The organism is Streptomyces antimicrobicus, assembly GCF_020532625.1.
Lineage (GTDB): Bacteria > Actinomycetota > Actinomycetes > Streptomycetales > Streptomycetaceae > Streptomyces > Streptomyces antimicrobicus.
The window spans coordinates 1-22200 of record NZ_JAJAUY010000061.1 but is presented as its reverse complement, the minus strand read 5'-3'; the positions used below and the strand labels follow the sequence as shown (position 1 = coordinate 22200).

Annotated in this window: 15 protein-coding genes and 1 tRNA gene; 12 read left to right on the top strand and 4 right to left on the bottom strand. The window is 75.7% G+C overall.

Going from position 1 to position 22200, the window contains the following annotated elements:
- Positions 1 to 504: 504 nt before the first annotated feature.
- The 5 genes from topA (at position 505) to LG632_RS16860 (ending at position 10537) form a co-directional block, all read left to right on the top strand.
- Entirely contained in the window at positions 505 to 3381 is a 2877-nt protein-coding gene (gene topA, locus LG632_RS16880; RefSeq protein WP_226728142.1) for a type I DNA topoisomerase, read from the top strand.
- 231 nt (positions 3382 to 3612) lie between these two features.
- A complete protein-coding gene (tmk, locus tag LG632_RS16875; RefSeq protein WP_226728141.1) occupies positions 3613 to 7149 on the top strand; it encodes a dTMP kinase in 3537 nt (1178 codons plus the stop codon).
- Positions 7150 to 7310: 161 nt separating this feature from the next.
- Positions 7311 to 8522, top strand: coding sequence for a DNA polymerase III subunit delta' (locus LG632_RS16870; protein WP_226728140.1), 1212 nt, complete (start codon positions 7311 to 7313; stop codon positions 8520 to 8522).
- 266 nt (positions 8523 to 8788) lie between these two features.
- The gene (locus tag LG632_RS16865) at positions 8789 to 10369 is read left to right on the top strand and encodes an alpha/beta hydrolase (protein ID WP_226728139.1); all 1581 of its coding nucleotides are present in this window, start codon (positions 8789 to 8791) and stop codon (positions 10367 to 10369) included.
- 91 nt (positions 10370 to 10460) lie between these two features.
- Positions 10461 to 10537, top strand: a tRNA-Thr gene (locus LG632_RS16860).
- A 118-nt stretch (positions 10538 to 10655) separates the two neighbouring features.
- Here LG632_RS16860 and LG632_RS16855 read toward each other — a convergent pair.
- Entirely contained in the window at positions 10656 to 11642 is a 987-nt protein-coding gene (locus LG632_RS16855; protein ID WP_226728138.1) for a helix-turn-helix transcriptional regulator, read from the bottom strand.
- 156 nt (positions 11643 to 11798) lie between these two features.
- On the opposite strand from LG632_RS16855, the gene LG632_RS16850 reads away from it, so the two are divergent.
- The 4 genes from LG632_RS16850 to LG632_RS16835 all read left to right on the top strand — a co-directional run bounded on the left by LG632_RS16850 (position 11799) and on the right by LG632_RS16835 (position 15041).
- On the top strand, positions 11799 to 12146 hold the full coding sequence (locus LG632_RS16850; RefSeq protein WP_226728137.1) for a hypothetical protein: 348 nt from the start codon (positions 11799 to 11801) through the stop codon (positions 12144 to 12146).
- A gap of 195 nt (positions 12147 to 12341) precedes the next feature.
- Positions 12342 to 12530 (top strand): hypothetical protein, encoded by a 189-nt coding sequence (locus tag LG632_RS16845; RefSeq protein ID WP_226728136.1) that lies wholly within the window; start codon positions 12342 to 12344, stop codon positions 12528 to 12530.
- Positions 12531 to 12737: 207 nt separating this feature from the next.
- Positions 12738 to 13262 carry a SigE family RNA polymerase sigma factor gene (locus LG632_RS16840; RefSeq protein ID WP_226728135.1) on the top strand — a complete coding sequence of 175 codons (525 nt, stop codon included), beginning with the start codon at positions 12738 to 12740 and terminating at the stop codon, positions 13260 to 13262.
- Between the two features lie 459 nt (positions 13263 to 13721).
- Entirely contained in the window at positions 13722 to 15041 is a 1320-nt protein-coding gene (locus LG632_RS16835) for a hypothetical protein (protein ID WP_226728134.1), read from the top strand.
- Positions 15042 to 15558: 517 nt separating this feature from the next.
- Here the strand turns inward: LG632_RS16835 and LG632_RS16830 are convergent.
- Positions 15559 to 17295, bottom strand: coding sequence for a bifunctional 3'-5' exonuclease/DNA polymerase (locus tag LG632_RS16830; RefSeq protein WP_226728133.1), 1737 nt, complete (start codon positions 17293 to 17295; stop codon positions 15559 to 15561).
- Between the two features lie 1266 nt (positions 17296 to 18561).
- Positions 18562 to 19389: a Rossmann-fold NAD(P)-binding domain-containing protein gene (locus LG632_RS16825; RefSeq protein ID WP_226728132.1), complete on the bottom strand. Its 828-nt coding sequence runs from the start codon at positions 19387 to 19389 to the stop codon at positions 18562 to 18564.
- Between the two features lie 78 nt (positions 19390 to 19467).
- Here LG632_RS16825 and LG632_RS16820 point away from each other — a divergent pair, with 78 nt between their 5' ends.
- Together LG632_RS16820 and LG632_RS16815 are read left to right on the top strand one after the other, a co-directional pair.
- Complete coding sequence (locus LG632_RS16820) at positions 19468 to 19863, top strand: winged helix-turn-helix transcriptional regulator (RefSeq protein WP_226728131.1); 396 nt, start codon at positions 19468 to 19470, stop codon at positions 19861 to 19863.
- A gap of 5 nt (positions 19864 to 19868) precedes the next feature.
- Positions 19869 to 21080: a DUF2786 domain-containing protein gene (locus tag LG632_RS16815; protein WP_226728130.1), complete on the top strand. Its 1212-nt coding sequence runs from the start codon at positions 19869 to 19871 to the stop codon at positions 21078 to 21080.
- Positions 21081 to 21215: 135 nt separating this feature from the next.
- On the opposite strand, the gene tatA is transcribed toward LG632_RS16815, so the two are convergent.
- Complete coding sequence (gene tatA / locus LG632_RS16810; protein WP_226728129.1) at positions 21216 to 21422, bottom strand: Sec-independent protein translocase subunit TatA; 207 nt, start codon at positions 21420 to 21422, stop codon at positions 21216 to 21218.
- Positions 21423 to 21829: 407 nt separating this feature from the next.
- Between tatA and LG632_RS16805 the strand changes: the two genes are divergently transcribed.
- The gene (locus LG632_RS16805; protein WP_125640303.1) at positions 21830 to 22075 is read left to right on the top strand and encodes a DUF397 domain-containing protein; all 246 of its coding nucleotides are present in this window, start codon (positions 21830 to 21832) and stop codon (positions 22073 to 22075) included.
- Positions 22076 to 22200: the final 125 nt, after the last annotated feature.

Here is a 22200-nt window from a genome sequence, read left to right as displayed (position 1 = left end):
ATCGGGCTCTGAACCGAGTCCGGACCTGTGGGCCAACCCGGGTCCGAACCGGGTCGGGGAGCAGCCGGGCGCGAGCCGGGACCGGGCCGGGCCTGCGCTGCCCGGCCTGAGCCGGGCGGGTGAGAGCTGAGCCGGGCCCCGACCGGGCCCGAGCCGGGCGGGCAGGGCCGAGCCGGGACCGGGCCGGGCCTGAGCCGGGCCGGGACGGGCCCGAGCCAGGGCCGAGTCAGAGCCGAGCCGGAACCGGGCCGGGCCCGAGCCAGGGCCGAGCCGGGCTCCAGCCGGGCCCCCGCCCGGGCGGGGGCCAGACGGCCCCCTGGCCACTCGGCCCGGTGATCGACAACGGGCCGCCGCGACATCCGGGCGGCAGAAAGGGCACTTGTCGGGTTACCGTTCGAGTGGCCGTTGCGGGCTTGTGCCGTTTGACACGGGGGCGGGTTGTACCGTCACACTCCGCAGCGTCGCCGTACTGCGACCGAGTGCCGACCGGAGAGAAGAGCCAAGTTGTCCCCGACTAGCGAGACCGCAAAGGGCGGCCGCCGACTCGTCATCGTCGAGTCCCCTGCCAAGGCGAAGACGATCAAGGGCTACCTCGGCCCGGGATACGTCGTCGAGGCGAGCGTCGGGCACATCCGCGACCTGCCGAACGGCGCGGCCGAGGTCCCCGACAAGTACACCGGCGAGGTCCGCCGCCTCGGCGTGGACGTCGAGCACGACTTCCAGCCGATCTACGTCGTCAACGCCGACAAGAAGGCCCAGGTCAAGAAGCTCAAGGAGCTCCTGGCCGAGTCCGACGAGCTCTTCCTCGCCACCGATGAGGACCGCGAGGGCGAAGCCATCGCGTGGCACCTCCAGGAAGTGCTCAAGCCCAAGGTCCCCGTCCACCGGATGGTCTTCCACGAGATCACCAAGGACGCGATCCGCGACGCCGTCGCCAACCCGCGCCAGCTCAACCAGCGCATGGTCGACGCCCAGGAGACCCGCCGCATCCTCGACCGCCTCTACGGCTACGAGGTCTCGCCGGTCCTGTGGAAGAAGGTCATGCCGCGGCTGTCGGCCGGCCGTGTCCAGTCCGTCGCCACCCGCCTCGTCGTCGAGCGCGAGCGCGAGCGCATCGCGTTCCGCTCCGCCGAGTACTGGGACCTGACCGGCACCTTCGGCACCGGCCGCCCCGGCGACGCCAGCGACCCCTCGACCCTCGTCGCCCGGCTGAACACCGTGGACGGCCGGCGCGTGGCCCAGGGCCGCGACTTCGGCTCGAACGGGCAGCTCAAGAACGCCGACGTGCTGCACCTGGACGAGGCGAACGCCCGGGCCCTGGCCGCCGCGCTCGCCGACTCCTCCTTCGCGGTCCGCTCGGTGGAGTCCAAGCCGTACCGCCGCTCGCCGTACGCGCCGTTCCGTACGACCACGCTCCAGCAGGAGGCCTCGCGCAAGCTCGGCTTCGGCGCGAAGGCGACCATGCAGGTGGCGCAGAAGCTGTACGAGAACGGCTTCATCACCTACATGCGTACCGACTCCACGGTCCTGTCCGACACGGCCGTGGCCGCGGCCCGCGCCCAGGTCACGCAGCTCTACGGGGCCGACTACCTGCCGGCCCAGCCGCGGGTCTACGCGGGCAAGGTCAAGAACGCCCAGGAGGCGCACGAGGCGATCCGGCCTTCGGGTGATCGTTTCCGCACGCCCGCCGAGACGGGCCTGACCGGCGACCAGTTCAAGCTGTACGAGCTGATCTGGAAGCGGACCGTCGCGTCCCAGATGAAGGACGCGACCGGGAACTCCGTCACCGTCAAGATCGGCGGCACGGCGAGCGACGGCCGGGACGCCGAGTTCACCGCGTCCGGCAAGACGATCACCTTCCACGGCTTCATGAAGGCCTACGTCGAGGGCGCCGACGACCCGAACGCCGAGCTCGACGACCGCGAGCGGCGCCTGCCGCAGGTCGCCGAGGGCGACGCGCTGACCGCCGAGGAGATCACCGCCGACGGCCACGCCACCAAGCCGCCGGCCCGGTACACCGAGGCGTCCTTGGTCAAGGAGCTCGAAGAGCGCGAGATCGGCCGTCCGTCGACCTACGCGTCGATCATCGGCACGATCCTGGACCGCGGCTACGTGTTCAAGAAGGGCACGGCGCTCGTCCCGTCCTTCCTCTCCTTCGCCGTGGTCAACCTGCTGGAGAAGCACTTCGGCCGGCTCGTCGACTACGACTTCACCGCCAAGATGGAGGACGACCTCGACCGCATCGCGCGCGGTGAGGCGCAGTCCGTGCCGTGGCTCAAGCGCTTCTACTTCGGCGCCGAGGGTGCCGAGGGCGGGGCCGGCGGCGACGCCGACGCGCTCGGCGGCCTGAAGGAGCTGGTCACGGACCTCGGCGCGATCGACGCCCGGGAGATCTCCTCCTTCCCGGTCGGCGACGGCATCGTGCTGCGCGTGGGGCGCTACGGCCCGTACGTCGAGCGCGGCGAGAAGGACGCGGAGGGCCACCAGCGGGCCGACGTCCCGGCCGACCTCGCCCCCGACGAGCTGAGCGTCGAGTACGCGCAGGAGCTCTTCGACCGCCCGAGCGGCGAGTTCCAGCTCGGCAAGGACCCGGTCACCGGCCACGAGATCGTGGCCAAGGACGGGCGTTACGGCCCGTACGTCACCGAGGTCCTGCCCGAGGGCACCCCGAAGACCGGCAAGAACGCGGTCAAGCCGCGCACGGCCTCCCTCTTCAAGACCATGTCGCTGGACACGGTCACGCTGGAGGACGCGCTCAAGCTGATGTCCCTGCCGCGCGTCGTCGGCACGGACGCGGAAGGCGTGGAGATCACCGCGCAGAACGGCCGCTACGGCCCGTACCTGAAGAAGGGCACGGACTCGCGCTCCCTGGAGAGCGAGGACCAGCTCTTCACCATCACGCTGGACGAGGCGCTGGCGATCTACGCCCAGCCCAAGGTCCGCGGGCGGGCGGCGGCCAAGCCCCCGCTGAAGGAGCTGGGCACGGACCCGGTCAGCGAGCGGCCGGTCGTCGTCAAGGACGGCCGGTTCGGCCCGTACGTGACGGACGGCGAGACCAACGCGACGCTGCGGCGCGACGACGACGTCGAGACCATCACGCCGGAGCGGGGCTACGAGCTGCTCGCCGAGAAGCGCGCCAAGGGTCCGGCGAAGAAGACGGCCAAGAAGGCACCCGCCAAGAAGGCCGCGGCGAAGAAGACCACCACCGCCAAGAAGACGGCCGCGAAGAAGACCACGGCCGCCAAGACGGCGACGGCCAAGACGGCGACGACCAAGACCGCCGCCAAGAAGACGGCCACGGCGAAGACCGCGGCCGCGAAGAAGACGGCCGCCGCCAAGGCGACCGCCTCGGCCACGGCCACGGCCGCCTCGGAGGAGTAGCGGCAGGCGCTGCCGGGCAAGCCTGGTTCCGGCCCGGTCCTGGCCACGGCCCCGCGCACAGCACGCGGGGGCGGGTCCGGGGCCGGGCCGTTGCCGTACCGAGGCCGTCGCCGTACGGGGGCCGAGGACGGGGCCGAGGACGGGGCCGGGGGCCCGGGGCCGGGGGCCTGGGGCCGGGGGAGGCGGACCGCGGGCCTCCGCCACGTCGGTCCCAGCGGATAGGCTGGGCGGATGACGCGAGCCGAGCAGCAGGCGGTCGTGACCACCGCGAACCCCACGTACGACGAGGCCCTAGCAGCGGACTCCCGCGAGCGTGCGGTGCGCGCCCTGCTGCGCACCCCGAGGCTGCGCCGGCTGTGGAGCGCCCAGCTGGTCAGCGGCATCGGCGACGCCCTCGCCCTGCTGGTCCTGGTGCTGCTCGCGCTGCAGGCGGCGGTGGTCGACGGGGCGTTCGGCGGGGGCTACCGGAGCGCGGCGTTCGCCGTGGCCGCGGTGTTCGGCGTACGCGTCCTCGCGACCCTGCTGACCGGGGCCGTGCTGCTCGGGCCGCTGACCAAGCTGACCGCCCCCGGCGGCAAGCTCGACCGGCGCTGGACCATGATCGGCGCCGACGGGGTGCGGATCGGCCTGTTCGTCGTGGCCCCGCTGTGGCTCGACTGGGTGCCGGACCACGCGCTGATCGTGCTGCTGGCCACCGTCTTCCTGTCCGGCGTCGCCGAGCGGCTGTGGACCCTGGCCAAGGACTCGGCCGCCCCCGCGCTGCTCCCGGCCCCGCCGCCGGAGGGCGCGACCGTACGGCCGCTGCCCGACCACCTCGACGCGCTGCGCCGGCTGACGCTGCGGACCGGGTTCGCCGCCCTGCCGGCGGCCGCCGCCGCGCTGCTGGTGGCGACCCTGATCGGGAAGGCGCTCGGCCTCGGCGTCGACTGGTTCGCCGCCAACCAGGCCGCGCTCGGCTCGTACGTCGCCGCCGGACTGTTCGCGGCGTCGGTCTCGCTGCTGCTGCCGCTGGTGCTGCCCACCGCCAAGACCCCGCGCCCGCGCTCCCCGCTGGAGGGGCTGCGCGCGCCGAAGACCGGCGACGGCGGCGGCGACACCGGCCGGACCGGGGCCGTCCCGCTGCTGGTGCTCGCGTGCGCGGCCGTCGCCGGGGCGATCTCCTGCGCGGTGGCCGTGAGCGTCCTGCACGCCTACGACCTCGGCGGCGGGCCCGTCACCTTCGCCCTGCTCGTGCTCGCCCTCAGCGGCGGCACCGGGCTCGGCATCCGCGCCAACCAGACCGGCAAGGTGCTGCCCACCCTGTCCCGGCGCAGGTTGCTGGCGCTGGCCGTCGCGGTGACCGGGCTCGCGCTGCTGCTGGCCGGGCTGGTGCCGGACACCGCCACCGTCGTCATGCTGTCGCTGCTCGCCGGTGTCACCGCGGGCGTCGCGGCCAACACCGGGCACACGCTGCTGGACCAGGAGACCGAGGAGTTCCGCCGGGTCCGGGTCACCGAGCACCTGCACGCCGTCGTCCGCGTGGCCGTCGCCGTCGGGGCGCTGACCGCGCCCGTCCTCGCGGCGCTGATCGGCCCGCACCGGATCGGCGGCGACCGGGTCGTCCTCGCGCACGGCGGAGCCGCGTACACGCTGATGCTGGTCGGCGCGCTGCTGCTGCCCGCCGCCGTGCTCGTGCTGGCCAAGGCCGACGACCGGTCCGGGGTGCCGCTGCGGCGCGACCTGCGGGAGGCGCTGCGCGGCGGGGAGCCGGTGCAGGCGCCCGCCACGACCGGCTTCTTCATCGCCCTGGAGGGCGGCGACGGCGCCGGCAAGTCCACCCAGGTGCAGGCGCTGGCCGACTGGATACGCGGCAAGGGCCACGAGGTCGTCGTGACGCGCGAGCCCGGGGCCACGCCGGTCGGCAAGCGACTGCGTTCGATCCTGCTCGACGTCTCCTCGGCCGGCCTGTCCAACCGGGCCGAGGCCCTGCTGTACGCCGCCGACCGGGCCGAGCACGTCGACACCGTGGTCCGCCCGGCGCTGGAGCGCGGCGCGGTGGTCATCTCCGACCGGTACATCGACTCCTCCGTCGCCTACCAGGGCGCCGGCCGCGACCTGTCGCCGACCGAGATCGCCCGGATCAACCGCTGGGCGACGTCCGGGCTGGTGCCGAACCTGACCGTGCTGCTCGACGTGTCCCCGGAGGCCGCGCGGGAGCGGTTCACCGAGGCTCCGGACCGGCTGGAGTCGGAGCCGGTGGAGTTCCACCAGCGGGTGCGGGCCGGGTTCCTGACCCTGGCCGCGGCGGATCCGGGCCGGTACCTGGTGGTCGACGCGGGGCAGGACCCGGAGTCGGTCACCACCGTCGTACGCCACCGCCTGGACCGGATGCTTCCGCTGTCGGAGGCCGAGATCGCCGCGCAGGCCGAGGCCCGGCGCAAGGCCGAGGAGGAGGCGCGGCGCAAGGCGGCCGAGGAGGCCGCGCGCAAGGCCGAGGAGGAGCGGCTCGCCGCCGAACGCAAGGCGGAGGAGGAGCGGCTGCGCGCCGAGGAGGAGGCGCGCCGCAAGGCCGAGGAGGAGGCCGCCCGGCTCCGCGCCGAGGCGGAGGCCGCCCGCAGGGCGGAGGAGGAGCGGCTGCGGGCCGAGGAGGAGGCCCGGGCGCGCGCCGAGGCCGAGCGGCTGCGGCAGGAGGCCGAGGAGAAGGCGCGCGCGGCGGAGCAGGAGCGGCTGCGGCGGCAGGCGGCGGAGGAGGCCCGGCTGCGGGCCGAGGCCGAGGAGCGGCGCCGGGAGAAGCAGCGGCGGGCCGAGGAGGCCCTGCTGAAGGCGGAGGAGGCCCGGCGGCTGGCGGAGGCGGCGGCTGCCGCGGCCGCTGCGGAGGCTTCCGGTGGGGGCGGGGCTCAGGGCGGGTCGCCGGCCGGGGCGCCGGGTGCTTCGGGTGCTGGTGCGGGTGCCGCTGCCGGTGCTGGTGCTGGTGCTGGTGCTGGTGCTGGTGCCGGTGGGGGTGCTGGCGCTCGTCCGGTCGGGCCGGGTGCCGGGTCGGGTCGCAAGGCCGATCTGACCAAGCCTGCGCATGCTTCCGAGGACGCTGCGGCGGGCGGGGCCGCCGGCCCGGGCCGCAGGGCCGATCTGACCAAGCCCCCGCACCCGGCCCGGGACGCGGCGGGGGACCCGCCCGTGCCGAGCTGGGCGGCGGGCCAGGACACGCCGCCGCACCCGGACGACGCCGTGACGGTGGAGACCCCGGTGGTCGCCCCGGCCGTGGCCCCGGACGAGATCACCCAGCAGCTCCCGGTCCCGCAGCCGGACGACGCCCCGGCCCCGCCGCCGGGCGCGGCCGACGAGACCGCGCTGCTGCCGCCCGTACGCCCCGGCGACCCGGCCGGTCCCGCGGGTGCCGCCGACCCGGCCGACCCGGCCGGTCCTGCCGGTCCTGCCGGTCCGGTCGACGAGACGGCCGTGCTGCCGCCCGTACGCCCGGACGCGCCGCGTCCGCAGGCCCCGCGGCCGCAGGCCACGCGTCCGTCGGCCCCGCTGCCCCAGGAGGACCCGGCCGACCGGGTGCCGCCGGGGATCTTCCGGGACGCGGCGTCCGGGCCCCGGACCGGGGACGAGGCCACCCGGGAGCTGCCCGTGCTCGACGGCACGGGCCGTCCGCGCGGCCGGTCGGACTGGGCGGAGGAGACCCCGCTGGACGACCTGCCGACCCTGGCCGACGAACTCCTCGGGCCGCGCCGGGACGACTCCGGCCCCGACGACGAGGACGACGACCGCCGTCGCCGTCGCCGCTGACGCCGCCCGGCCCGACCGCTGACGCCGCCCGGCCCGGGACCGCTGACGTCGCCCGGCCCGACAGCCCCGCCTGTGGACAACGGCGGGGCTGTCGGCGGTACGGGCCACAATGGTGAGCGCAGGGGTGAGGCAGGCACGGGGAACGGAAGGCGGTGGGCGGCATGCCCGTATGGGACGACCTGGTGGGCCAGGAGCGCGTACAGACGCAGCTGGCCGCGGCCGCTCGCGACGCCGACGCGCTGGTCACGGCCGCCGAGGCGGGCGAGGCGGCGCCGACCGCCTCGAAGATGACCCACGCCTGGCTGTTCACAGGCCCGCCCGGGGCCGGGCGGGACACCGCGGCCCGCGCGTTCGCCGCGGCCCTGCAGTGCACCAGCCCGGACCGCAAGCTCGGCGCCGATCCGGGCTGCGGGTTCTGCGACGGCTGCCACACCACCTTGGTGGGCACCCACGCCGACGTGGAGATCGTCCGCACGGACCTGCTCTCCATCGGTGTGAAGGAGACCCGCGAGCTGGTCCGCCGGGCCCAGCTGTCCCCCGCCGTCGGCCGCTGGCAGGTGATCGTCCTGGAGGACGCCGACCGCCTCACCGAGGGCGCCGGGAACGTCCTGCTGAAGGCGGTGGAGGAGCCCGCCCCCCGCACCGTGTGGCTGCTGTGCGCGCCCTCCCTGGAGGACGTGCTGCCCACCATCCGCTCCCGCTGCCGCCACCTGAGCCTGCGCACCCCGCCGGTCGCGGCCGTCGCCGACGTCCTGGTCCGCCGGGACGGCATCGAGCCCGAGGTCGCCGCCGCCGCGGCCCGTGCGACGCAGGGGCACATCGACCGGGCCCGCCGGCTGGCCACGGACGAGCGGGCGCGGGCCCGGCGCACCGCCGTGCTGAGGCTGCCGCTGCGGGTGGACGACGTGGGCGGCTGCTTGAAGGCGGCGCAGGAGCTGGTCGACGCGGCCGCCGAGGACGCCAAGCAGATGGCCGAGGAGGTGGACGCCAAGGAGACCGAGGAGCTGCGCGCCGCGCTCGGCGCCGCCGCCGGCACGGGCGGGCGGATGCCGCGCGGCACCGCCGGGGTCATGAAGGAGCTGGAGGACAAGCAGAAGCGCCGCCGCACCCGCACCCAGCGCGACAGCCTCGACCTGGCCCTGACCGACCTGACCGGCTTCTACCGCGACGTGCTGGCCCTCCAGCTCGGTTCCACGGTCGCCATCGCCAACGAGGACATACGCTCCGACCTCGACCGGGTCGCCCGCTCCGGTGGCCCCGAGCGCACCCTGCGCCGGATCGAGGCGGTCATCGCCTGCCGGGAGGCCCTCGACCGCAACGTGGCGCCGCTGCTGGCGGTCGAGGCGATGACCATGGCCCTGCGCGCCGGTTGACGCCTTCCCTCGTCCGGGTGGTCCGCCTCGGCGGCCGGAGGGGGGAGGGCGAGGCGGGGACCAGGGGCGGGCCGGGCCTTCCGGCGGCTGCCGCGCCGCCACGGAGGGCCGGGCAGGCCTGGGCGGGCGCCCGGGCAGGCCGGGGGCGCCCGTACGGGCACGGTGGTGGGCGGCACGTCGCCACGGCAGCGGAGCGACCGGGCCGACCGGGGCCCGGGCACGGTGGTGCGCAGGCGCCACCCGGCCCCAGGACATACGCTGCCGGGATGGACACCAGCCGCCTGTTGCGTACGACCGGGACCGTGATCGCAGCCGCCGGGCTGCTGCTCTCCGGGTGTACGCCGGGCAGCGCCGACCCCCGCGCCGCCGCTTCGGCCTCCGGCCGCTCGCCCGCGGCCACGGCCGGGCCGCCGGCGGTCCCGGCCGCCCTGCGCCCGTACTACGACCAGAAGCTGACCTGGCGCCACTGCGGCGTGGCCGGGTTCCAGTGCGCCACCCTGAAGGCGCCGCTGGACTACGACAAGCCCGGGGACGGCCAGGAGATCGAGCTCGCGGTGGCCCGCAAGAAGGCCACCGGCCCGGGCAAGCGGCTCGGCTCCCTCGTGGTCAACCCGGGCGGCCCCGGCGGCTCCGGCATCGGCTACCTCCAGGCGTACGCCGGCATCGGCTACCCGGCCCCCGTCCGCGCCCAGTACGACATGGTCTCCCTGGACCCGCGCGGCGTGGCCCGCAGCAGCCCGGTCGAGTGCCTGACCGGGCCGGGCATGGACGCGTACACGCAGGTCGACCAGACCCCGGACGACGCGGCGGAGCGGGTGCGGCTGGTGGCGGCGTTCAAGTCGTTCGCGGCGGGCTGCGAGGAGCGTTCGCGCCGGCTCCTGCCGCACGTCTCGACCGTGGACGCGGCCCGGGACCTGGACGTGCTGCGCGCCGTCCTGGGCGACGAGAAGCTGACCTACGTCGGCGCCTCGTACGGCACCTTCCTCGGCGCCACGTACGCGGACCTGTTCCCGGGCCGGGTGGGGCGCCTGGTGCTGGACGGGGCCATGGACCCGACCCGGTCGGCGCTGGACCTCAACCGGGACCAGACGGCCGGCTTCGAGACGGCCTTCCGCGCCTTCGCCGCGGACTGCGCCAAGCAGCCCGACTGCCCGCTGGGCCGTGGCGGTCCGGACCAGGTGGCCACCCGCCTGAAGCAGTTCTTCCGCACCCTGGACGCCACCCCGGTGCCCACCGGCGACCCCAAGCGCCCCCTGGGCGAGTCCCTGGCCACCACGGGCGTGATCGCGGCCCTGTACGACGAGACGGCCTGGCCCCAGCTGCGCGAGGCGGTCGCGCAGGCGATGGACGGCGACGGCGCCGGCCTGCTGTCGCTCGCGGACAGCTACTACGAGCGCGAGCCGGACGGCCGCTACGCCAACCTGATGTACGCCAACGCGGCCGTCAACTGCCTGGACCAGCCCCCCGCCTTCGCCGGGCCCGAAGCGGTCGAGGCGGCCCTGCCCTCGTTCGAGAAGGCCTCCCCGGTCTTCGGCGCGGGCCTGGCCTGGGCCGCGCTGAACTGCACGTACTGGCCGGTCAAGGCCACCGGCTCGGCCCGCTCCCTGTCCGCCGAGGGCGCCCCGCCGATCGTGGTCGTCGGCACCACGCGCGACCCGGCCACCCCGTACCAGTGGGCCCAGGCCCTGGCCGGGCAGCTCAGCTCCGGCGTCCTGCTGACCTACGAGGGCGACGGCCACACGGCGTACGGCCGCGGCAGCGACTGCGTCGACACGGCGATCAACCACTACCTCCTGGACGGCACGCCCCCGAAGCCGGGCCAACGCTGCCGCCCGTCCCAGCCCTGACCCGCCCTGGTTCGGGGCACCCGGTTCAACCCTGTAGACTTAGCGCCGCTGCTGATGAGAGCCTTCCCCAGGAAGATCCTCACCGCAGCATGCCGCCTTAGCTCAGTTGGCCAGAGCAACGCACTCGTAATGCGTAGGTCTCGGGTTCGAATCCCGAAGGCGGCTCCAGCGAAGCCCAGGTCACCTTGTGTGGCCTGGGTTTTTTGGTGTTCCGGGCGTCGGGCGTCCGGCGGGTCGGCCCCCGGGCCCCGGCCCCCGGTGTGCCGGGTGGCCGGGGCCGGTGGGGTCAGGTGAGCCAGCCCTGTTGGACGGCGCGGACGCCTGCTTCGAAGCGGCTGCGGGCGCCCAGGCGTTCCATGAGCGTGGTCGCGATGCGGCGGGCGGTGCGGTGGGAGACGCCCAGCCGCTTGGCGATGGCCTCGTCGGTGTGGCCGTCGGCGAGCAGCTTGAGGGCGGTCAGCTCGGTGTCGGTGGGGCCGTCGCCGTCGCGCCGGGTCTTCTCGCCCAGCGGCTTGCCGTTCTCCCAGACGCTCTCGAACAGCGCGCACAGGGCGGTCAGGGTGCCGTCGCCGGTCAGGACGACCGCGCCGGCCGCCGAGTTCTCGCTGTTGACCGGCACGATCGCGGTGGTCCGATCGGAGATGATCATGCGGAGTGGAAGCGTCGGAACGGTGCGCGCCTGGCGGCCCAGTGCGCTCAGCCATTCCGCGTACTCGACGCTGTGCGGGCTGTTGCGGACGCTGTCGAGGTAGATCGTGCGCATCCGGACGCCGCGCTCCAGGAGGGCTTCGTCCAGGGGGCGCGACGCCTCCAGGTTCTCCTTGGTCTGCTCCCCGTCCGGAGCGAAGATCATCACCTCCTCCTTGGTGTCGCGGGTGAGCGTCGCGATCCGGTCGCGGATCTGGTCCAGGCCCGCCAGGTGTTCCACGCCCGGCTGTGCGGCGTCCGGGCGCAGGGCCGCGTACTCCGAGATGAGCTGGGCCGCGGCCGCCCGGGTGGCCTCCACGCGCTGCTGCTGGGCGGCGAGTTCGGCCTGCTGCCGGGCGAGCAGGATCTCCATGCCGACGTCCGGGCTGACCGCCCGGATCCGGCCGGGATCGTCGTAGGACGGCCGGACGAGGGCGAGTTCGCTCAGCTGGTCGAGGCTGGCGCGGATGACGTCCTCGGGCAGGCCCAGGCGGTCGGCGAGTGCCGACACGCCGTCGCCGGGCCGGGTGAGCATGGCTCGATAGACGGTCTCTGTGTGCTGGTCAAGACCCAATTGGGTCAACAATGTGAGGCCCCCCTCCCCTGAATCTTCACGCCGATAATCGCATGATCTTGAAGGGGTGGGAGTAGCGGGTTTTCGATTGGACGGTTGTGTCCACGGCCCCAAGGGGCCAGGCGGAAACCGGGGCCCCGGCCGCCGAGTCTTGACACCCTCGACCCCATGTATCTCATCCACGCCCAACTCCGGGGCCCGTGCGGCGCCCCGTTGCCCTACGGCGCCGCGCGCCAGGCCCTGGACCTCGCCCGGCCCGAGGAGCGGGTCGAGCACGTCAGCGCGCACCCGCTGGCCGTGCCCCATCCCGTGCTCGGGTTCTTCCTCATGGCCGGCTCGCTGAGCGAGGCCGAGGGGCGGGTGGCGCAGGTGTGCCTGCGGCTGCTGCGGGAGTCCGACGAGCTGGCCGGCTGGGTCCTGCACCGGGCCGAGGCGCCGTTGGTGGCCCCATTGGGCCAAGGCCTGTTGGGGCCACTGGAAACCTCTTCCGAGCAGTCTGACCTGCGACGAAAGTAGTGATCGCCGGCAGGGAGAGCGCCGGCAGGCAGAACCGGCACCTAGTCACCGCGGGACGCGGGGCCGGATCCGTCCACCGAAGTCGAAGACGAAGCCGACGCCCAGCCGACGCGCAGCCGATGCAGAAGCAGAGCCGAAGCCGAGCCGACGCCGACGCCGACGCCGAGCCGAAGCCCAGCCGAAAGGTCCACCGCCGTGATCACCACCCGATTCGCCAAGGCCGCCGCGGTCCTCACCCTCACCGCCGGGTCGATCCTCCTCGGAGCCACCGCCGCGCAGGCGGGCGACATGGGGTGGCAGGCGCCGCCCGCCGCCACGGTGGCCGGCGACATGGGCTGGCAGGTCGCCCCGGCCACCGCCAACGGCGACATGGGCTGGCAGTGACCGCCACCTCGGCCGTCCAGGTTCCCCGACACTGAGACATACGCCGACGCCGACGCCGAACCGAGACCGACGTCGACCACCGGGCAGCCGCACTCCGCGGTTGCCCCGTCGGCGTTTCGCGGGCGATCGACGGACCAGCGGTGAAACGTCCCGTGGGGTCTGCCGCGTCAGTGGGGGTGGGGCGGGACGCGCAGAAGAGGGGGAGGCATGCGGCAGAGGTCCAGGGACGGGTCCAGGGACGGGTACCGGGAGTTCGCGCAGGAGCGGGCGGCACACCTGTACCGGTCGGCCTGTCTGCTGGCGAGCGGCGACACGCACCTCGCGGAGGACCTGGTCCAGGAGACGTTGGGCCGGATGTACCTGCTCTGGGGCCGGATCTCCCGGATCGACAACCCGGCCGCCTATGCCCAGACCGTCCTCGTCCGGTCCTTCCTCACCCACCAGCGCCGCCGGTCCGCGGGCGAACGGCCCGTCGCGGACCTCCCCGGACCGGACGCTGCGGCCCGGGACGGGGACAGCGCGCTGCGGCTGACGCTGCTCCAGGCGCTGGGGCGGCTGCCGCCGAAGGATCGGGCGGTGCTGGTGCTGCGGTACTGGGAGGACCGCAGCATCGAGGAGACGGCCGACGCGATGAACGTCAGCCTGGCGGCCGTACGGACCCGCTGCACGAGGGCGCTGGCGCGGCTGCGGGAGGAGCTGGGCGGGAGCCCGGGGGAGCTGATCGGCCGATGACTCGCCCCGCTCCTCGGGCCAGGGGCCTGGGGTTCCAGGGGCCGGGGTTCCAGGTCCCCAGGCTCCGGGTCTCCGGGTTCCAGGGCCCCGGGCTTCGGGTCTCCGGGTTCCAGGGCCCCGGGCTCCAGGGCCGCGGGCTCCGTGGCCCGGGTTCCAAGTCTCCAGGTTCCAGGGCGCCGGGCTCCAAGGCCCCGAGCTCCAAGGCCCCGAGCTCCAGGGTCCCGGGCCCGGGGCTCCAGGTTCCCGAGCCCTGGGCACCATGTCCGGCCCAGTCCCACGGCTCAGGCGCCAGCCCGGGGACCGGCCCCTGGGCCAGGCCCGGCCCCGGGCCCTGGCCGTGGCCCCCGGGCCCTGGCCTGCGGTGCGGCCCCGCTGGCGGCACGGGCCCCGGCCGGCGGTACCTCGGTACCACCCTTGAGATGCGCGTCCCCGACTTCTCCGGCAGGAAGGCTGGTTCCCATGGCGTTCGAAGATGAGCTCGGTGCGGCCCTGCGGCGGGCAGGGGGTGCGTTCAGTCCTGATCAGCGGGCCCTCGCCGCCGCCGGTGAGCAGTACGGGCGACGGTTGGTGGTCCGGCGGCGGGTCGGTGCGGTGGCCGGGGCGCTGGCGATCGCCGCGGTCGCCGGTGCCGGTTCGTACGCCGGCGGGCTGTTCGGCGGTGGCGGCCAGGGGCCGGCCGGCCCGGCGCGGCTCGCGGCCGGGGCGGTCGCGCCCTCGGGCGGCGGGACGGGCGGTGCCGGCCCGGCCCGGGTCGGCAGTGGCGCCGTACCGGCGGAGCAGATGATCGCGGTGCTGCGGCAGTTGCTGCCCGGCGGCAGCCTCGCGGAGACCCAGGCGCGCGGCACCGAGGACGAGCTCGGGCCCATGGCCTCCGGCGTCTACGACGACGGCCGGGGCCGGGCCGCCGTCTCGGTCGCGCTGCAGCGGGTGGCCCCGGGGACGGATAGCGCGCAGGGGCTGACCAGGTGTCCGGACAAGAAGACGGCCGGGTACGACGACTGCTCCGAGGAGAGCCTCGGCGACGGCTCGCGGTTGCAGATCCTGCGCGGCTACGAGTACGCCGACCGGCGCGCGCCCACCAAGCTGTGGCGGGCGGTACTGGTGACCCGGGAAGGCCACGTGGTCGAGGCGTCGGAGTGGAACGCTCCGGCGGAGAAGGGCGCGGCCGTCTCGCGGGCGGAACCGCCGCTGGACAGGCGGCAGTTGCGCGCGCTCGTCACGTCCAGCCAGTGGCTGCCGGCGCTGAACGACCTACCGGCGGCGGTGGACGGGGCGGATGGGGCAGCCGAGGCGAACGGGGCAGGCGGGGCGGACGGGGCGCGGCGGTCGCCGTCGCAGGACCCCGAGGCGCTGGCGCTGCTGACCGGCCGGCTGGCCGGGTACGGGCTGCGGATCGCGAGCCGGGGCGGCGAGGGCGGCATCGTCCACGCCGTGGTGGACGACGGTCAGGGGCTGTCGCTGGTCCAGGTCGAGGTCCAGCCCGGTTTCCGGGACCCCACGAACGCCGAGGGGAGCATCTTCCGCAGCGGCGGCTCCGGGGGCGCGACGGTGACCACGCTGCCGGACGGGACCAAGCTCAGGACCGAGCAGCGGCCCGGCGACAAGGGCGCGGGCGGGCAGGTCTGGTGGCGGGTGGACTCGCTGCGGCCGGACGGGCTGCGGGTGATCGTCAGCGCGTTCAACGGAGCGGCGCAGGAGCAGGCCCCTACCCGGGCGGTTCCGGCGCTCGGCATGGAGCAGCTCAAGGAGCTGGCGCTCCAGCCCAAGTGGCGCGGCTAGCCCGCCGTCCACCTGTCCGCCTGAGCCGGACTTGCCTGCCTGTCCGCTGCCCGTCCGGCCGCTGCCGTCTGGCCGCTGCTCGTCCGACCGCTGCTCGTCCGACCGCTGCTCGTCTGGCCGCTGCTCGTCCGGCCGCTGCCGGTCTGCCCCCTGACTGCCGTCCACCTGCCCGGCTGAGCCTGCCTGCCTGGCCGCTGGCCGCCTGCCCGCCTGCCCGGCTGTCCGCTGCCCCGTCTGTCCGCTGCCCGAGTGCCCGTCTGCCCGAGTGGTCGCCTAGCCGTCCGCCCGCTGTCCGCAGGAATGGGTCAGGGCCCGCGTGCCTGGCACCACCCCACGGCGTCTGGCACGGCCCGTGGCGTCTGGCACGGCGGACGGCGCCTGGCACGGCGGACGGCGTCTGGCGCCGTCCGCGGGCGGCGCTGGCGCCGTGCGCAACCCGCGACGCCGCGTACGGCGCCCGCGGGGCCGCGACGTCCGGGTCCGCGGAGCCGGCCCGGTGTGAAGAGCCGTCGGCTGTTCACTTGGCGTCGGCGTAGCACTGCACGACCGCCGTCGTGAACGGGAAGCGGACCGGGGTCGTGCCGAAGGCGATGCGGCCGGCCCGGTCCGCCGCGGCGGCGATCGCCTCGGCGACGGCTTCGGCCTCCTCGGCCGGGCAGTGCACGATCACCTCGTCGTGCTGGAAGAACACCAGCTCGGCGCGCATGCCGGCGGTGGCCTGGCGCAGGGCGGCCAGCATCAGCAGGGCCCAGTCGGCGGCGCTGCCCTGGACGACGAAGTTCCGGGTGAACCGGCCGCGGGCGCGGGTGTTGGTGGAGGCGTAGCCGGGGACCCACTCGTCGCCGTCGGACCCCGCCCCGGGTCCGGATCCCGGACCGGACCAGCCTGCCGACCCCGGCGCCGGCTCGACGTCCTCCTGCGGCAGCCCGGCCTCGTCCCGGTCGGCGCCGGTGGCCCCGGCGGGCGGTGGGCAGGTGCGGCCGAGCCAGGTGCGCACCAGGCGGCCCTCCTCGCCGGCCCGGGCGGCGTCGTCGACGTACGCGACGGCCCGCGGGAAGCGGCGGCGCAGGGCGGCGAGGTTCTTCAGGCCGTCGCCGGAGGTCTGGCCGTACACGGCGCCGAGCACGGCGATCTTGGCCTTGTCGCGGTCGCCGGAGAAGCCCTGGCGGGAGATGGAGGTGTAGAGGTCCTCGGGGCGGCCGGAGACCTCCATCAGGCCCGGGTCCCGGGAGATGGCGGCCAGCACGCGGGGTTCCATCTGGTCGGCGTCGGCCACGACCAGGCGCCAGCCGGGGTCCGCGACCACGGCCCGGCGGATCACCTTGGGGATCTGCAGGGCGCCGCCGCCGTTGGTGACCCAGCGGCCGGTGACGGTGCCGCCCGGCACGTACTCGGGCCGGAACCGGCCGTCGTGCACCCAGTCCTGCAGCCAGGACCAGCCGTGGGCGGTCCAGATCCGGTAGAGCTTCTTGTACGCGACGAGCGGTGCGACGGCGGGGTGGTCGATCCCCTGGAGCTCCCACCGCCGGGTCGACCGGAGCTTGATCCCGGCCTGGGCGAAGGCCTTGATCACGTCGGCCGGGAGGTCGGGGCGGACGCGGCGGCCGAACGCCGCGGAGACCTCGTCGGCCAGCTCGGCGAGGCGGCGGGGCTCGCCGCGGCCGGCGTAGCGCTCGCCGAGCAGTTCGGTGAGCACCGCGCGGTGCACGTCGGCGCGCCAGGGCAGGCCCGCCCGGTGCATCTCGGCGGCGATCAGGAAGCCGGCGGACTCGGCGGCGGTCAGCAGGCGCATGCGGTCCGGGTGCGCGGTGGCCTCGTGGCGGCGCTGCTGCTCGGTGTAGACGGCGAGGAGGGCGTCGGGGGAGAGGGGGACGGGGCGGGGCTCGAACAGCGAGGACTGCGTGCCCGGTTCCGCGGCCCGCTGGGGCGGATCCGGCGGTACGGGCTGCCCGCGCAGCCGCGCCCAGGCCGCGGCGGCGGACCGGGGCTCGCCCAGGCGGCCCTCGTGCCCGAGGAGCAGGAGCTCGGCGTCCTCGATGTCGTAGCACCGCTCGACGCGGACGCCTGCGGCGAGCAGGCGGGGGTAGACGGCGGCCGTCGACCGCCAGACCCAGCGGGTGCCGGCGGGCGCGGCGGTGACGGCCGTGGCGGGGTCGGCCGCGCCGCGGACGGCGGCGGGCCCGCCGACCGGCCCGGCCTGCCACCGCCCGTCCTCGTCCTCGGCCAACAGCCACCGCACCCCGGACTCGCTCACGAGTGCGAGTGTCCCACCCCCCACTGACACCGGGCCCCCGGCGCGCTGACCGGGCCTCGGGCCCTGCCCGGAAGCCGCGGCGGGCCCGTGCCCGGGAGCCGCGGCGGGCTTGTGCCCGGGAGCCGCGGCGGGCTTGTGCGCGCGGCCGCCGCCGAGCCCGGGGCAGGCCCGTGTCCATGCCAGGGCCCGATGCGGGGGCGGGGCCTTTCGCCGGCGTGCCCGCGCCTGGGGTAGGTCGGTGCCGGTGCCGGTGCCGGTGCCGGGGGCCGAAGCCGCGACGGTCTTGTGCGTGGGCCGGGCGGCGAGCGTGGGGCAGGCCCGTGTCCGTGCCGGCCCCCATGCGGGGGCGGGGCTTTTCGCGGGCGTGCCGGCGCCTGGGGTAGGTCCGCACCCGCGTCGGTTCCGGGGCCCGGAAGCCGCGGCGGGCTTGCGGGCGGCCCGGCCGCCGAGCGCGGGGCTTTCCGTGGGCGTGCCCCGAGCGCGGGTAGGCCCGCGCCCGTGCCGTGGCCCGATGCCGCGACGGGGTGGTGCGCGGCTCGCCGCCGAGCGCGGGCCGGCTCGTGTCCGTGCCGTGGACCGATGCTGGGGCGGGGCTGCTCGCGTGCGTGTCCCGAGCGCGCGGTAGGGCCGCGCCCGTGGCGTGGCCCGATGCCGGGACGGGGCTTTCCGCGTGCGTGTCCTGAGCCCGGGGCAGGCCCGTGCCCGTACCCGTGGCCCCGTGCCGGGGCGGGCTTGTGCGCGGCCCGGCCGCCGAGCCCGGGCAGGCCCGTGCCGGGTGCCGTGCCGCCCCACGCCGCGGCTGGCTTGTGCACGGCCCGCCGCCGAGCCCGGGGTAGGTCGGCACCGGTGACGGGGCCCCACGCCGGGGCGGGCTTGTGCGCGGCCCGGCCGCCGAGCGCGGGGGGAAGGGAGCCCGTGCCGGGCCGGGGCCCGATGCCGGGGCGGGGCTTTCCGCGGGTGTGTCCCGAGCCCGGGGTAGGCCGGTGCCCGTGCCGGGGGCCCCACGCCGCGGCTGTCTTGTGCACGGCCCGCCGCCGAGCCCGGGGCAGGTCGGCACCGATGCCGGGGCGCGGCCTTCCGCGGGTGTGCCCGAGCCCGAGCCCGAGCCCGAGCCCGAGCCCGAGCCCGAGCCCGAGCCCGAGCCCGAGCCCGAGCCCGAGCCCGGGCACAAGCCCCGCCCCGGCTCAGGCCCCGCCCCGGCTCAGGCCCCCGGCTCAGCCCCGCCCCGGCCCAGGCCCCGCCCCGGCTCAGGCCCCGCCCCCCGGCTCAGGCTGCCGCCGACCAGCCCGTGTTCGCCGTCACCGCTTGCGCGTAGGCCGTCAGGGCGGGGCGCGGGGTGCGGCCGAGGAGGGTGCGCAGGGGGCCCTCGTCCTCCGTCGCCAGGAAGTCCGCCGCGATCGCCGAGTACGTGCCGACCAGCATCGGCACCTGGAACGGCACCGCGCCCGGGCCCGACAGGGCGCGCCGGGCGTCGGCCAGGGTGCCCGGCGCGTAGGTGGCGCCCACCGCCGCGGCGAGGTCGGCGCCGCCGATCGCCCGGTCGCCGACCAGTTCGTACGTGCGGCCGGCGTGCGGCGCCGGGTCCGTGGCGACCCGGACCGCGACCTCCGCCAGGTCCTCCCGGGCCACGGCCGCGATCCGGCCCGCGCCCAGCGGCGCGGTGATCCGCCCGTCCGGGGCGGGCGCGGCGAGGGCGGCGAGCAGTTCCGCGTACAGGCCGTTGCGGAGCACCGTTGTCGCGACCGGCGAGGCGGCCAGCCGCCGCTCGGTCCAGCGGTGCGCCAGCGCGTACGGCAGGTGGTCACCCTCACGGGTGAGGCTCGTGTACACGAGGTGACGCACCCCGGCCCGTTCCGCCGCCGTGATCGCGGCCTCGTGCCGGGCGATCACGACGTCGTCCTCGCCGTACCCGGCCGAGATCATCAGCAGCGTCCGGACCCCGGAGAAGTCCAGGCCGGAGGGGTCGTCGAAGTCCACCCGCAGCTGATCCGGACCGCTCGGCCGACGCGTTCCCAGCCGTACGTCCGCGCGGCCCGCCAGCTTCTCGGCGATCAGCGAGCCGAGCCCGCCCGAGGCACCTGTGATCAACAGCATGGGGAACTCTCCCGTCCGTTCCGTGGTTCGTACAGACATCGTGGACCCCGCCGACCCGGCACATAAGGAGGCACTTTCATGTCACTTGGGCACATCGGTGTAACCGAGCCCGTCATCAGTTGCGCCGACGACTGCGGGGTCCGTGACGTCCTCGACCGCCTCGGGGACAAGTGGTCGGTCCTGGTCGTGGTCGAACTCGCCGCGGGCGTCCACCGGTTCAAGGAGCTCCAGCGCGCCGTGGACGGCATCTCGCAGCGCATGCTCACCCTGACCGTGCGCCGCCTGGAGCGCGACGGACTGGTCACCCGGACCGTCCACCCCACCGTGCCGCCGCAGGTCGAGTACGAGCTGACCGAGCTCGGCCACAGCCTCACGCACCTGGTCAAGAACCTCGCCGACTGGTCGCTGGCCAACCGCCCCCGCATCGAGGCCGCCCGCCGGGAGTGGGACGCGAAGGCGGACATGCCAAGCTGAAGGGTGTGAACGACATCGTCGAGCGGGCCTGCGCCGCCGCCCTTTACGCCCCGGACGACGCCGGCCTCGACACCGCGCTCGACACCGGCGCCTCGCTGCTCGCCGCCGACCCGTCCGCGTGGCCGGGCGTCGGCCGGGCGCTGCTGGCGCGCGGGGAGACGTACGTGCGGCAGGCCTGGGAGCGCGGCTGGCAGCCGGCCGACGTGCTGCGCCTGGTCCGCCGCGACCTCGGCGAGCGGCACGTACGGCTGACGGAGGACCTGTTCGCGGCCGAGGGCCGCCGGTACGCGCGGCTGCCGGAGCGGTGGCCGGTGTACGAGGTGTGGTGGGACTCGGCCGCCTCCGCCCCTGGACGCGCCGGGGACGAGGCGTACGCCGAGCGGGCCGCGCTGCGTGCGAAGGCCGACCGGTTCACGCTGGCCACGGCGTTCCTGGAGGTGCTGCGGCTGCTGGTGCGGCTGCCCTCGATCGAGCCGGTGGGGCCCGTCCCGGGCGACGTGGCCGGCCTGCCGCAGGCCGCGCACATCGAGCCGCGGATGCTCGGGCGGATCCGGGCGCTGCTGGCCAAGGCGGAGGCGACCCCCTACCCGGAGGAGGCGGAGGCGCTCAGCGCGAAGGCGCAGGAGCTGATGGCCCGGCACACCGTGGACGAGGCGCTGCTCGTCGCGCGCGGCGAGGGGCCCGCGCGGGCGCCGGGCGCGTGCCGGATCGGGGTCGAGCCGCCGTACGAGGAGGCCAAGGCGGTGCTGCTGGACGCGGTGGCCACGGCCAACCACTGCCGGGCGGTGTGGAACGCGGCCTTCGAGTTCTCGACGGTGGTCGGCTTCGAGAGCGACCTCGAAGCGGTCGAACTGCTCTACACCTCCCTGCTGGTGCAGGGCACCGCCGCGATGACCCGCGCGGAGGCCGCGCAGCGCTCCGGCGGGCGCAAGCGGACCAAGACCTTCCGGCAGTCGTTCTTCCTGGCCTACGCCAGCCGCATAGGGCACCGCCTCGCCGAGACGGCCGAGCAGGCGACGGCGGGTTCGCTGCTGCCGGCGTTGGTCGCCCGGGACGTGGCGGTCGGCTCGCGGGCGCAGGAGATGTTCCCCCGCACGACGACCACGCGGCTGCGCGGCGCCACGGACCACGCGGGCTGGACGGACGGCACGGCGGCGGCCGACGCCGCCCGGATGGGCGGCGGCACACGGCCCGGGCTGCCGGGCCGGCCGCGGTAGTTCCTGGCCCCTCCCCCCGGCACAGACCCGCACCCGAGCCCACCCGCGTCCGCGCTCGCCCGCACCCGAGCCCACCCGCACCCGAGCCCACCCGCGTCCGAGCCCACGCGGACCTGAGCCCCCGACCACCCCCGCCTAAGCCCCGGCCCCAGCCCCCGGATCCGTCCCCGGACCCGCCCCCGCCGGGTCGTCGCCGCGCAGGGCCCGGGTCTCCGCCTTGAGGATGCGCAGGGACCTGCCCGCCGAGCGGGCCATGTCCGGCAGCCTCTTCGAGCCGAAGACCAGCAGGCAGACGACGAGGATGATCACCAGGTGCCAGGGTTCGAGCGCGTTCCGGATCATGCGGGCCATGGAACTACCCACCCGGCACATCGCACAAATCTGAAGGAATGCTGAAGACCACCCGAAACCGGGCGGTGCCGCTACGCTGCGCCGTATGACCTGGTCGGCGGCGCTGAGGCAGACCGCGCACCGCCCTGACCGTCGAGCGGGGCCGTCTGGAGCCGCTCGTGGCCCTCAGGGCCGCCGCCGCACTGGCCCTGGTCGTCGGTCCGCCGCTGGCCTTCCTCGGGCCGGGCGCGGCCGGCGGTGCCGGAGGCGGCCGCGCTGGCGGCGGCGGTCCGGCCCCGCGATGCCGCCGCTGAGTGATCAAGGAACCACCCCGCGTGCACGTGCATCTGCCCATGCAGTTGCGCATGAACACAGCTATGATCCGGTGCAGTTGACATCTGCACTATCGGGGGCTTCCTGTGGACCACGCGTACAACGGGATGGCAGCTGCAGAACTCGCTTCCTTGTATGGGTTGACCTGGCAGAAGAGCAGGCACAGCAACTCGCAGGGTTCCTGCGTGGAGTTCGCCAAGCTGCCGGGCGGAGATGTGGCGGTGCGCAACTCACGCCACCCGGACGGACCGGCGCTCGTGTACACGCCGGCCGAGATCGAGGCACTTCTCCTCGGGGTGAAGGACGGGGAATTCGACCACCTGATCGCCTGACCCGCCGGCCGGCCGGCCGACCGGTCGATCGAGGTTCGGTCGGCCCCTCGCTCGCTCGGGCGGCCGGTCGGCCGGTCGGCCGGTCGGCCGGTCGGCCGGCGGGCCGCCCGGCCCCGGGGGAATAC